Source organism: uncultured Fibrobacter sp., from assembly GCF_947305105.1.
Lineage (GTDB): Bacteria > Fibrobacterota > Fibrobacteria > Fibrobacterales > Fibrobacteraceae > Fibrobacter.
Genome location: NZ_CAMZCS010000023.1, coordinates 39760 through 52393, shown reverse-complemented (window position 1 = coordinate 52393; position 12634 = coordinate 39760). Strand labels below are relative to the sequence as shown.

Sequence of the window (12634 nt, the reverse complement as noted above, 5' to 3'; positions counted from 1 at the left end):
ACGGCCTGCACAGCGGCTTGCTCGCTGGCGAAAAGCTGCTCGCCGACTTGCATGCAATGGAAGTTGCCTATCTTGAGAATGACAGGAATGAGCTGGAAATAACGAGGCCGGTGAGCTTGAAGGAATTGTTTGAGAGAAGAGATAAAAAAATATTAGATAAAGATCAAAATCCTTTAGACGATTTACAAAAAAAAGGGACATGTCAGATTTTCATACCTGAAAACTTGTTCAAGTTAGATTTTCTAAATCACTATTTCCGCCGTATTAGGGATGTTCGTATAGAAGTCATTGCTCCGGATTATATTGGTCATTATCTAAATGCTGAATTGTCTTTGGAATCAAATACTCTTGATTTGAAAGATGGAAGGACGATAGAAAATCGTATAGGAATTCAAACATCTGCAACTAGTACGGCTCATAAAAGTGGCGATAAATTTGATTTCCGCTTTGACGGAGACAAGTTCAATCCGTTTGAAGGTGCCGGAGCTATTTCAAAATGGAATTTGACAGTTAATGGCTATGAAGCAAAAAAGGACGAGAACAATGAAATGACGTATGGATTTAATCCAAATATCATTGACGATGTGATAATCTATATAAGTTACACGGCCCGTATGGGGAAACAGCTATAAAAGAGATCTCTATGTATAAATTTTTAATCATATTATTTGTTCTTTTGTTTTTTTTCTCGTCTTGTGGAGACGATGATTCTAGCAAACCTCTAGTAAGACCCGAAATAGAAGAATCTAGTTCGTCTATTGAAGGATTAAGTTCTTCAAGTAAGATTATGTCCTCATCATTGAGAGGCTCTTCTTCTAATGAAAAAAAATCGTCATCGTCAGTTGAGAGTTCCTCAAGCAAGGGTGTTTTATCTTCGTCGGAAGACAGTTCTTCTAGTGGTAAAAAATCGTCATCGTCAGTTGAGAGTTCCTCAAGCAAGGGTGCATCATCTTCGTCGGAAGATAGTTCTTCTAGTGGTAAGAAATCGTCATCGTCAGTTGAGAGTTCCTCAAGCAAGGGTGTTTTATCTTCGTCGGAAGACAGTTCTTCTAGTGATAAAAAATCGTCTTCGTCAGTTGAAAGCTCCTCAAGCAAGGATGTGTCATCTTCATCAGAAAAAAACTCATCTAGTGAGGTTCGTTCTTCTTCATCAGAAAAGAGTTCGTCCTCTTTAAACAGTGTATATGACGCAACTAATAATACATTAACAGATTTACGAGACAACCACGTATACAAAACTGTAACCATCGGCACTCAAGTATGGATGGCTCAAAATATTGATTATCTGCCGGATGATACGGTGGGGACGAAATATGGGGGGAATACTGTTTGCGGAGGCGGTACAACGGGAACCTTTAATGAAGGTGATTGCTCTATCCATGGAAGATTGTATACAAGAGAAGTTCTTATTGATCCTATTGGCGATGGACGAGTTATATGTCCGGATGGGTGGATAGTTCCAACACTGACTCATTGGAATGTATTGATTGAATATTTAGGGGGGGCTTCTGTTGCAGGAAAAAAAATGAAATTGGATGATAATTCTATGTGGGGCGAAAATATGGAACATTCGAATGAATCTGGATTCTCAGCTACTTTAGCTGGCTATTATACTGTATATAGAGGGTTTAACGAAATTACGGATTCTTACAATAGAACATCGATGCTCGTATATCCCGTTGAGTCTGTAGAGATGAAATCAAAAACGATTTATGATGACGAAGATTCACTTAGAGATCTTGGGTATGTTGGTCCGCAATATGCAATTTCCGTTCGTTGCATAAAAAAATAAGGGAATGCCATCCTTTTCTAGCCTAATATCCTGTTGAATAAAAGTCCTGCCCAAGACAGGGCTTTTGCATTATGGGAACACTTTAATCAGGGCTCTTCCGAACCTTCTTCCATTTTTTTCACATTTCCGAGGAAAAATTTCCCCGCATAAACGTCTATAGTAACGAACGGGCGTGCGCCCGTTTGCGAACCGGCGCGTCCCGGAATGGGAACTCATATGAATCGAGAAGAATTTGCGCAGTTCCTCGGCAAACTGAGGGAAATAAACAACAACGGCGGAGACGTTGACGCATTCGTCAAGGAACACGAGCACCGGAACGTATACTTCTACAACGACGGTTGCATCAAGAAGATTCTCGCCAGCGAGCAAAACCTGATGCTCACGACGGACCTCGTGAATGCGGCCCTGGGGCTCATCGGCTCAGACCGCATCACGAACCCGAAACTCGTCAACCCGTTCATCCCGGGGGAATTGGGCTATCGAGGCGTAGAGCCGGACATTCTCCTGACGAACGATCGCGATGGCGATACGCCCCGGGACCGAATATCCATCGAGGTCCAGCATGAAGACAAGAGGGTGTTCAGAGACCGTTTGGTCCTTTACGTAGCCCGTCTTACAAGCAACATGGCCAGGAAGGGCGAAAATCCCCGTCTTGAAAACCTGAACGTGGTCGGATTCCAGTTCTTCGATGCGTTCCCCGAATCTGCAAACTACCGCCATACGGTACAGCTGCGCAATCAGGAACAGCAGGTCTATTTTGACCGGCAGACAGTCACGCTGATTGAGGTGGAGAAGTTCTTCAGGAAAGCCGAACGTTTTGCGGACGACAGCAGCCGCCTTGCTCAGTGGCTCCGCGCCATCGACACGTTGAACAGAGAAGCCGATTTCAGTGAGTTTGCGAACGATCCCGTGTTCAAGGTGTTGCAAAACGAAGTAAAATTATGTAGATTCAGTTCGAGGTATCTTATGACGGTAGACATGAGCGACTTTGACAAGGCCATGGAACGCTATGAAGGAGCCATGGATAAGGCAGAAGAAATCGCGAAGAAAATGCGCAATATGGGCGCTGATATGTCCTTTATTGTTAAAGCGACCGGTCTTTCAGAAGAACAGATCCGCGAGTTGTAGCTTGTATAATTGAGTGATTTTGGGCGGCCTTAATGGCCGTTTTTTTGCGCCTTTGGACGGCATTTTTGGCCCGGTCGGGGTGAAAAGGCGGAAAATGAGTATATATTGGTCTATGAGAACTTGAAGAAGGGAGCGAATGTCCATGTTGAAGCGGTTGTTGATTCCATTGAGTGCTGTTTGCCTGTTGGTGTCTTGCGGGGATGAAAGCTCCAGCAACTCATCTACCCAGCCGGAATTTGTGGAATCGAGTTCTTCCCTGGAACAGGAGGTGGAATCCTCCAGCAGTGAAAAAACTTCTTCTAGTTCGGCAAAGTCGTCTTCGGTGAAGGCGAGTTCGTCTAGCGTAAAGCAGACCAAGACGTCGTCTTCTTCGGTGAAAGGAAGTTCCTCCAGCAAAAAGACGGAATCATCGTCCACGCAAAGTTCCTCCAGCGTAAAGGAAGACAAGTCCTCGTCCTCGGAAAAGAGCTCGTCCAGCGAAAAGAAAGAGAATTCGTCGTCGTCCGAAAACATGAGCTCTTCAAGTGAGAAAAAACACGAACCATTATCATCGGTAGAGAGCTCTTCAACCGAGTTGTTTTCGTCTTCGTCAGAAGAAAGTTCTTCTAGCCTGAATCCGGTCGAATCATCGTCTTCGGAGATGAGTTCCTCAAGTTCTCCTGCATTGAATAGCATATATGATGCTGAAAACAATACGTTGACGGATTTACGAGACGGTCAGGTGTACAAAACTGTAACCATCGGATTACAGGTTTGGATGGCGGAAAATTTGAATTATTTGCCCAAAGACACTGTTGGAACTTATTTTGGCGGTCATTCAGTATGTGGTGGTGGTGAGTACAAGTCTCTGCAAGAGGGCGATTGCTCTATTTTTGGAAGGTTATATGACGTGATAATCATGGCGTATGATGGTTATAACAAAAATCTATGCCCTGATGGGTGGAAAATCCCTGCTAATGCGCAATGGGAAATATTAATTGATTATCTCGGAAATGATAATGCTGGTCAAAAAATGAAATTTGCTGATGAGGCCTATTGGCCAAGTGAATTTGCTACAAATGAATCGGGTTTTTCTGCTATACCGTCAGGCTATTATAGTAGATTTACTGGTTTTAATAAAGTAGATTCTATCGCTCCAGCTGTTTATGCCATAAAAAATAGCAATTCAATTCAATCGAATGCCGTTAAGGTTAGCGATTCAAAAAATAATGTTCTATATCAATCGTATGGTGAAGCCTTTTATATAGCAATACGATGTATAAAGGAATAAGGAGCATGCTATGCCCAAAGCCCATCCCCCTTCTTGCTTGATGTTTAATTTGCAGAGGAAAAGTTCGTGCCAAAATATTTGATACTGTTGCTTCTTCCTTTACTAATGCTTGTCTCTTGCGGAGATGATGATTCTGGAAAATCTCCGGTTCAATCTGAATTTGGAGCGGAGCTTTTTACATAATTTCACTTCGTTTTGCGATACTCTGAAAATGGGGTTGTTTGCAAATTCACTGAAATCGGCATCGCGCAAACGAGAGAAAACCCGTCTGTTCCTATAGACGTTTTTACGGCGGTTTTTGTCCGGGGAAATGTGGAAGGGGGAGGAAACTTGTATCTAGTGTACTCCGTCTGCATTGGCGGACGGTTTTTCGTTGTACCAGGTCTGGATTTTTTCGCGGGCGGGTTCGTCGAATGCGCCTGCGTCTGCGAGGATGTTCTCGGCCATGGTGAGCGTCTTGGAAATCAGTTCCTGGTCGGCAATCCAGTCGAACCAGCGGAACACCCAGGCTCCGCTCTGCTCGTTGCCTTCGAGGTTGCCGGCACCGCGCGTCTGCAAGTCGATCTCGGCGATTTCGAACCCATCCTCGGTGCCCGCGAATTTGGTGAGTCGCTCCATCGAGGCTTCGGCGGCATCGCCCGGCGGCAACATCAAGAAACACCATGCCTGTGTGCTTCCGCGGCCTACGCGCCCGCGCAGCTGGTGGAGCTGGGCCAGGCCGAATCGGTCGGGCTGGTCGATGACCATGAGGTTCGCGGCGGGGACGTTCACGCCGACTTCGATGACGGTGGTCGCGACGAGAATCTGGATTTCGCCTTGGGCGAACTGCTTGAGGATTTCGTCGCGCTTCGCTTCGTCCATCTGTCCGTGGATTCCCTCGACGCGGAGTTTTTTACCCCCGGCGGTTTCGGCCTGCGTGGCAGCGATGTAGCTGCGCATTTCCTTGACGATGTCGTCGACGCTGTAGGCGCTCCTTTCGCCTGTCTCTGAACTCGTCGAATCGCCCGAATCGTCGGCATTCACTCGGCTCACAATCCAGTAGCAGAGATTGCCGTTTGCGGCTTCGCTGCAGATAAACTTTTTCATGTCGTCGCGCTTCTCGGATGGTACGAGGCGCGTGCGGATGGGCTTGCGGCCTACGGGCTTGTCCTTGATGCTGATGACTTTCAGGTCGCCGTAGAGCGTCATGGCGAGGCTGCGCGGGATAGGGGTGGCGCTCATCACGAGCATGTCGGGGTATTCGCCCTTTGCGAGCAGCGCTTCGCGCTGGCCCACGCCGAATCGGTGTTGTTCGTCGATGATGACGAGTCCCAAGTTACGGAACGCGACATCTTTGCTGAACAAGGCGTGGGTGCCGATGACGGCCTCGCAAAGGCCCATCTGCAACTCTCCCAAAATCACGTTGCGCTCGGCGGCGGACGTGGCGCCTACCAAAAGTTGCAGGTGCATTCCTGCGGCGTCAAAAAACGGCTTGAGCGTCTTGTAGTGCTGCCTTGCCAGAATGTCGGTAGGCACCATCAGGGCGCACTGTTCGCCCGCGCCGCATACGGCAAGCATCGCGAGCATGGCGACAACGGTCTTGCCGCTGCCGACATCCCCTTGCAGCAGCGCATGGAATTGTTTTTTTCCGTTGAGCCCTGCGACAATCTCGTTCAGCGCGTTCTCCTGCCCGTCGGTGAGCTGGAAGGGGAGCGCTGCGCGCGCCTGCATGACGCGGCCCAGGTCGACTTGCCTTTCGTGGCCGCGCACCATCTGGTTTTGCCGCCTGCGGATCATGCGCAGGCAGAACGGCATGAGTTCCAGAATCTTGAGTTCGCCTTTGGCCTTGCGAATCGCCGCAAAGTCCACGGGATTGTGCAGTACCCTCAAATTGTCGAGGACCGGCGCAAAGTGCAGGTAGTCCGTGAGCTCGCGCGGGCAGACTCCGGGGAGTGTGAGGCCCGGGAACTTGAACACGGTGGCGTACAGTTGCCTGAAAAATTTCTGTTCCATCCGCGCTTCGCGGCAGGCTTCGCTGATGGGGTAGACGGGGAGGATGCGCCCGTTGAATTCTTCACCCTCGTCGAAGGGCTGCATGTCGGGGTGCGTGATTTGCAGGCCCCTGTAGTCGCCGACGGTGCCTGTCACGAGCCAGTGCGAATCCGGCTTGATTTTCTTGCTCCAGAAGTGGCATGCCTTGAAGAACAGGAGCGAGATTTCCCCTGTGCCGTCGGAAAACGATGCGATGAACCTCGATGTCCGCCCGCGTACGATACCGGCGCGCCTCACGGTGCCGATCAGTACGACCTTCTCGCCGATTTTGCAGTTTGCGATTTTGGAAACCTTTGTCTGGTCCAGGTAGGTGCGGGGAATGTTGTAAAGCAGGTCGCTGACGGTGAATATTCCCGTCTTGTGCAGGGCTTCTAGCCTTTTGGGACCAAGTCCTGGTAACTGCGAAAGGTCCATGCCGGTGCCTACTGCTTTGCCTTTGGAGCTACTGCGGAAGAGTCTGTTTTCGGGGCTTCTGTCTTTGTCGGAACGGCTGCGGAATCCGCGCGGTCTTTGGCCTTGCTGCGGGCCGTCTGCCCGATGATGTTCATGTTCTTCCACTTGATGAGCTTGACGGGGTTACCCTTCTCGTCGTAAACCTTGATGCCCTTGGTGTTGATGGCCTTGACCAGCTTGTTGAACTTGTCGATGATGGCGTTCACCTTTTCGACGGTCTGCGTCGTCTTCAGGATTTCGGCAGAGAGCGTGCTGTTCTCGATATCCGTGATGGCCTTGTTCGTCTTCTCCGCAGTCTCCGAGATTGTCTTCATCGTGTTCTGGATGCCTTCAAGTTTTTCGTTGACGGCGCTGGTCGCAAGCCTTATCGTGGAGTCTGCCTTGACAGTTGCTTCGCCTATGCTTTGGCTCGTCTGGTTGACCTGGTTGAACAATTGCATAATCTTCGGAGAAAATTTTGCGGCTTCTTGGTCGGCGCTGTCCAAGAACGCTTCGATGGCATTGAATGTGTTCTCGAATACTTCCGGTGCGGACTGGTGCGTGGAATCGCCTTCGGTGATGACGTGGATGACATCCCGGATGACGGCTATCTGCTGGTTCACGTTTTCGATGAAGCGGAGTGCCTCGGCGATGCCCGGCTCAAAGTGCCCGATGAAAATGTGGTCTTCGGGTAAGGCTTTTCCCGTCTTGGACGGGGTGATTTCCAGGCGGCGTTGGCCCATGAGGGCGAAGTTCACGTTGTTGAACTCGGTCCCTTCGCGGATGACGATGGGGTCATCGAACTTGACGGTGATGCGCGCCCTGTCGCCGAGCCAGGTGACTGTCCCGATGGTACCGACCTTGAATCCCCGGATGACGACGGGGTCTTCGGGTTGTAGCGACCCAAGCTCGTCGAAATCGACGATGGCTACATGGCTCACACTTTGCTGTGCCGTGTACATGCTATAGGCGATGTACGCAAAAAAGGCGATGAGCGCAAGCATCGAAATGTAGCCGAGGGCCCTGTTGGAAATCTTCATATTTTGAATATAGTAACTCTTGCGCAGTCCTGTTTACTAGCCACTAATCACCAACCACTTTTTTTTACTACATTTATTCCGTCTAAAAATTTTTCAAAGGACATTCAAAATGGCTAAAACAGAATCCAAGAAGAAAGTCGTCCTCGCCTATAGCGGTGGACTTGACACCTCCATCATCATTCCTTGGCTCAAGGAAAACTACGACTGCGAAGTGATCGCTTTCGCCGCTGACTTGGGACAGAACGATTTCCCGAACGCAAAGGCTCTCGAAGAAAAGGCTCTCAAGACCGGTGCTTCCAAGTGCTACGTTCTCGACCTCAAGAAGGAATTCCTTGAAGAATACGTTTGGCCGACCGTTCGCGCCGGTGCAAAGTACGAAGGCACTTACCTCCTCGGTACGTCCTTTGCTCGTCCGCTCATCGCTAAGTACCAGGTCAAGATCGCCGAGAAGGAAGGCGCTTACGCTGTTGCTCACGGTGCTACCGGTAAGGGTAACGACCAGGTCCGTTTCGAACTGACCTACGCCGCTCTCAACCCGAAGCTCGAAGTTATCGCTCCGTGGAAGGACCCGAAGTGGCACTTCCATAGCCGCGAAGACGCTATCGACTACGCTGCCGCCCACAAGATTCCGCTCAACGGCATCAGCAAGAAGAAGATTTACTCCGAAGACGGCAACCTCTGGCACCTCTCTCACGAAGGTGGTGTTCTGGAATTCCCGGAACAGGAACACAAGTACGAGTTCCTCAAGCACACGGCCACGTACGAGAAGGCCCCGAACAAGGCCGACCACGTGACGATTACCTTCGAAAAGGGCAATCCGGTCGCTATCGACGGCAAGAAGATGGGTGCTGTCGAACTCCTCGAATACCTGAACAAGATTGGTGGCAAGAACGCTTGCGGTCTCCTGGATATCGTCGAAAACCGCCTTGTGGGTCTCAAGAGCCGCGGCGTGTACGAAACTCCGGGTGGCACGCTCCTGTACAAGGCTCACGAATGCCTGCAGCAGCTCGTGCTCGACAAGGAAACTTTGTTCGAAGCCCAGAAGATGTCCATGACGTATGCGAACCTCGTGTACAATGGCCAGTGGTTCACTCCGCTCCGCCAGGCTATGGACGCCTTCTTCAACGAAGTGAACAAGGTTGTTACCGGTGATGTGACCCTCAAACTCTACAAGGGCAACATTATCCCGGCCGGCATCAAGAGCCCCTACAGCCTCTACGATATGGGCCTCGGTGGATTCACCGACGTCGACATGTACGACCAGAAGGACGCTACGGGCTTCATCCGCTGCTACGGTCTTCCGCTCAAGACGCGCGCCCTCTTGCTCGGCAAGAAGACGAACGTCGACTTCGGTGGTGTTCCGAGCCTCAAGAAGTAAAATAGGACAAAAAAATATCGGCTCCGCGGTGCATTCCGCGGGGTCTTTTTTTTGGACAACATTTGTTGAAAACTTTTTTTTACTATTTTAGGGGTGGGTTTAACAAAAAAAGGGGAAATATGAAAAAGTTATTTCTTACATGGTCTGCTGCTAGCTTTTTAGCACTTTTTTACACCGCTTGCGGTGATGACGTTATCCACGTCCACAACGACGAATACGCAATTGTGGATTCTCTCGACAGTCTTGCCTGTAATGGCGAGAACGAAGGGGAAATGGCCCTCGTGAAGTCGACCGGTGTCCTTTATGCCTGTACCGATGGCGAATGGTCCGTGGTCAACGCCTCTGAAGCCGTGGACCTCCGATGCAAGTCCGAGCCCCTGAAGGATTCCTCCGGTTACAAGATTATATGCGATGGCAAGACTATCGGTACTGTTCAGAACGGTACCGATGGTCAGAACGGCCAGAAGGGTGCCGATGGCAAGGCCGGTCAGAATGGTGCCGACGGCAAGGCTGGACAGAACGGCAAGGAAGTCAACGTGGACAGTGTTTCCAGGACTGTATCCAAGAAGGTGGCCGATTCCGTTATCGATACTCTCACCGAGATGTTGGTGGATAGCCTTTCCTGCCGTATGGACTCGAGTTGGACCGACACGGAGGCTTCCCTCATCAACGTGAAGATATCATGCGGCTCGGGTTCAAGCATCATCCAGTTGCCGACGCTTATCCCTAACAAGAACCTGACTAAGCACTACAAGAAGACCGTCATGTTCAGGTTCCCGTATCAAAAAGATGTAAGTCTCTATGATTTCGGCAATTCGGCTGAATTGACTGTGATGGAAGTGGATTCCAACTTTGAAAGGACTGGGAAGAATTTTGTTTCGGAACTGTATCTCACAAAGCAGACAATAATTACTACTTACGAAGATCCTAGTCTGTACAAAGTGAGTTACTACGTGAGTTTCCTTGCAAACGATGTCGATATAACGAACATGATGAACTCCTATGCGCAGTTCCGTGTGAGACTTGATCGCAGCAACGGTTCTGGTAATGGTCGTAGTCAAAGTTCAGAAGGGACCTCCGAAATTGTCTATATGGCGTTTGTCAATATGGATGACGGCGATACCATTGTTGTTGATTTCGTAAGCGATTACAAGGCTGCCCGTATCGAAACGCTTATGAAGAAAAAAGGAACGGACTTCGCCAAGGCAAGCAAGCAGGCTAACGACGAAATTACCGAAGCACTGGCCCTCGGCAAGGATTTCTACGCGGTGGACTTCTACATGTCGGATACAATTGAAATCAATGAAATTTCTGCCGCAATAAGCTGGCCTATGGTTCTTTCAAGTCTTGAATCCAGCTCTAACTATGTATCTAATTATAACAGGACCTACGCCGATTACAGGGAACTTTTTGCGAAGGAAGGTAATTTCAAGACGGCAATTAACCAGCCGTTATTCAAGTTGAAGAATGGTTTCGAATACCCCATATTCTTTATTGACTACTACGTTGTGTATTTCAACTTGCGCATGAATGGGCAGAGTGGAGAAATTCCTGATACGCAGAATGCTTATGAAAAAATTACCCAGCATGGCCTGAAGGATGCTTATGAATTGCCTGCTTGCAACCTGGAACAGGCTCCTATTTACGAAAGTCATGTTACGGGAGGTTTGTTCAAGTACTTCAAGTGTGATGGAAGGTTGGAACTTTGGTATCCTATAGCGAAATTCGATCAGAGTATCGATGCGATTGCAAGCAGCATTGCAGGCGAATGCAATGACTCGACTGCGGGTAAGTTCTTCATAATCGATTCCATGGGCACGTCGATTGTTGCTGAATGTAAGGAGAAATCTTGGAAAAGGTCTAATGACATGAAGTCTGCCATTTGTAATGGGAAACAGGAGGGCTCCCTTGTATCGGGAGTCGGTGGAATGGGTACCCAGTATTTCCAGTGCGTGGCCGATTCTACGGGCGACCTTGTCGGCAAGCCTGTCAGTTATTACGAGTATACTATCGGTGAAGTGTGCAATGCCGAAACGAAGGATTCGTTGTTCACGCTTCCGGAGTTTGAAACCTTCTTTAGGTGTGATACATCGGAAAAGGCTTTTGTCCCTGTGTATGAGATTGATCCACTTGCCCGTATTCAATTGGGTGAATGTGATTCGGCTAAAGTGAATGAAGTTGACACGATCTATGCAACTAAGCTAAGACAGGGTTTTGTTGTGTGCAAACTTAATGACAATGGTGTGGGTAAATGGCTTCGTGCAGAACCAATCGAAGTCATGTCCGGGGTTTGTACCGAAACCTTGATGAAGACCTCTGCGATTTATAAAATGGACTCACTTGAATGGAAGTTGTCCGATAGGACCGGTATGGAACATTACAAGTGTGATTGCGATTATGTTTGGGAAGAAACGGCGGACGGCGAAGTTACGGTGGCAAAACGTTCTTATGTAAATTGCCGCTGGACTATAGCGGGTAACCTTGATCTCAAGTTGAATAAGGCCTGCAATTCCAGCATCATCGATACGGTTGTTTCTTCTGGTAGCGACGAATATACTTGTGACCAAATAGAAAAATATATCGGAAGTTCTTCGTCTATCCATAGGGATTGGAATCAAGTGGATCCTGATAGGGAATGCCCGAGAATCGTTGCTCCGAACGGTGGTGAACCTTGGCTTGATGAGCCCTGCAATTACCGTTGTGACTATGCCGGCAGGACATTCTATTACAGCTTAAAGAGGGGGGGGTGGATTACGTTAGCCGATGGCGAAACCTGCCTCAACATACATGATTATTGTGAACAAAATAAACAGAATATCAAAAAAGAAGAGTGTGCTCCTAGTGGGGGGGATTGCTATGCGCAAACCGCCTCTGTCTGCCTTGTCAAGGACTCTGTCCACGAGGAATCCCTGAGGGAAGAAATCGTTTATTCTCCTCCTTATATTACTTCTGCTTCGGCTTACCGGACAGGTGAGGAACTTTGCAATAAGGTGTATGATCGGTATGATCCGGAAGACGAGTCCTATCTCAGCAGGAATGTGGTTTATTCGTATTATAGGGACTACATTATATTCCTATCCGGATATACTATGGAAGGGACTGTGTTGCCGGAGGTTTACAAGATTCGTAGAGATTCAGCTTCAAATGTACATTGTATAAAGGTGACCGATGTCCAAACCGCTTGCTCGGCAATGCATAGTGAATTTGTAGAAGAAGATGGCGAGGAATCGTCTTGTGATCATCCGTGCTTGTATGGAGGGATAAAATATTACTACAACTTCAATTACAAAAATGGACCTAATGATTATGGTAAGTGGATGACTCTTGAGGAGATGGGATTGACACAATGCTCGTCCGTGGAAGATTATTGCGATAACCATAATACGCTAAGTAGAGCATGCACGACTGTGGATTTTTGTGAAGAAACGGAAAATGCGGAAGGATGTGTGGATTATGACGATTATGATAGTTGGACTTGCCCCGAATATCCCTTCATGCGTATGACCCCGCGTTGTCAAGATGGCATCTGGTATTCTGGCCAAGCATAGAGAAAGTAAGAACAA

The 12634-nt window shown here is 48.6% G+C and carries 9 protein-coding genes and 1 pseudogene; 6 read left to right on the top strand and 4 right to left on the bottom strand.

The features are described from left to right. Nucleotides 1-632: pseudogene (locus tag Q0Y46_RS10695) on the top strand (hypothetical protein); the annotation flags it as partial. Here Q0Y46_RS10695 and Q0Y46_RS10690 read toward each other — a convergent pair. Beyond that, nucleotides 574-1248, bottom strand: a complete 675-nt coding sequence (locus Q0Y46_RS10690) for a hypothetical protein (RefSeq protein WP_297947294.1) — start codon at nt 1246-1248, stop codon at nt 574-576. The pseudogene Q0Y46_RS10695 and the gene Q0Y46_RS10690 overlap by 59 nt on opposite strands. On the opposite strand from Q0Y46_RS10690, the gene Q0Y46_RS10685 reads away from it, so the two are divergent. Together Q0Y46_RS10685 and Q0Y46_RS10680 are read left to right on the top strand one after the other, a co-directional pair. Beyond that, nucleotides 1247-1792 (top strand): fibrobacter succinogenes major paralogous domain-containing protein, encoded by a 546-nt coding sequence (locus Q0Y46_RS10685; protein ID WP_297947292.1) that lies wholly within the window; start codon nt 1247-1249, stop codon nt 1790-1792. The two genes, Q0Y46_RS10690 and Q0Y46_RS10685, sit on opposite strands and share 2 nt — an antisense overlap. A gap of 216 nt (nt 1793-2008) precedes the next feature. After that, complete coding sequence (locus tag Q0Y46_RS10680) at nt 2009-2920, top strand: Rpn family recombination-promoting nuclease/putative transposase (RefSeq protein WP_297947288.1); 912 nt, start codon at nt 2009-2011, stop codon at nt 2918-2920. Here the strand turns inward: Q0Y46_RS10680 and Q0Y46_RS10675 are convergent. After that, nucleotides 2894-3595, bottom strand: a complete 702-nt coding sequence (locus Q0Y46_RS10675) for a hypothetical protein (RefSeq protein ID WP_297947286.1) — start codon at nt 3593-3595, stop codon at nt 2894-2896. The genes Q0Y46_RS10680 and Q0Y46_RS10675 overlap by 27 nt on opposite strands. Between Q0Y46_RS10675 and Q0Y46_RS10670 the strand changes: the two genes are divergently transcribed. After that, nucleotides 3561-4190, top strand: coding sequence for an FISUMP domain-containing protein (locus Q0Y46_RS10670; protein ID WP_297947284.1), 630 nt, complete (start codon nt 3561-3563; stop codon nt 4188-4190). The two genes, Q0Y46_RS10675 and Q0Y46_RS10670, sit on opposite strands and share 35 nt — an antisense overlap. A gap of 336 nt (nt 4191-4526) precedes the next feature. On the opposite strand, the gene Q0Y46_RS10665 is transcribed toward Q0Y46_RS10670, so the two are convergent. Further along, nucleotides 4527-6635, bottom strand: a complete 2109-nt coding sequence (locus Q0Y46_RS10665) for an ATP-dependent DNA helicase RecG (RefSeq protein ID WP_297947283.1) — start codon at nt 6633-6635, stop codon at nt 4527-4529. An 8-nt stretch (nt 6636-6643) separates the two neighbouring features. Next, nucleotides 6644-7693, bottom strand: a complete 1050-nt coding sequence (locus tag Q0Y46_RS10660) for an MlaD family protein (RefSeq protein WP_297947280.1) — start codon at nt 7691-7693, stop codon at nt 6644-6646. A gap of 109 nt (nt 7694-7802) precedes the next feature. On the opposite strand from Q0Y46_RS10660, the gene Q0Y46_RS10655 reads away from it, so the two are divergent. Together Q0Y46_RS10655 and Q0Y46_RS10650 are read left to right on the top strand one after the other, a co-directional pair. After that, the gene (locus Q0Y46_RS10655) at nt 7803-9071 is read left to right on the top strand and encodes an argininosuccinate synthase (RefSeq protein WP_297947278.1); all 1269 of its coding nucleotides are present in this window, start codon (nt 7803-7805) and stop codon (nt 9069-9071) included. Between the two features lie 119 nt (nt 9072-9190). Next, the gene (locus Q0Y46_RS10650; RefSeq protein ID WP_297947276.1) at nt 9191-12619 is read left to right on the top strand and encodes a hypothetical protein; all 3429 of its coding nucleotides are present in this window, start codon (nt 9191-9193) and stop codon (nt 12617-12619) included. Nucleotides 12620-12634: the final 15 nt, after the last annotated feature.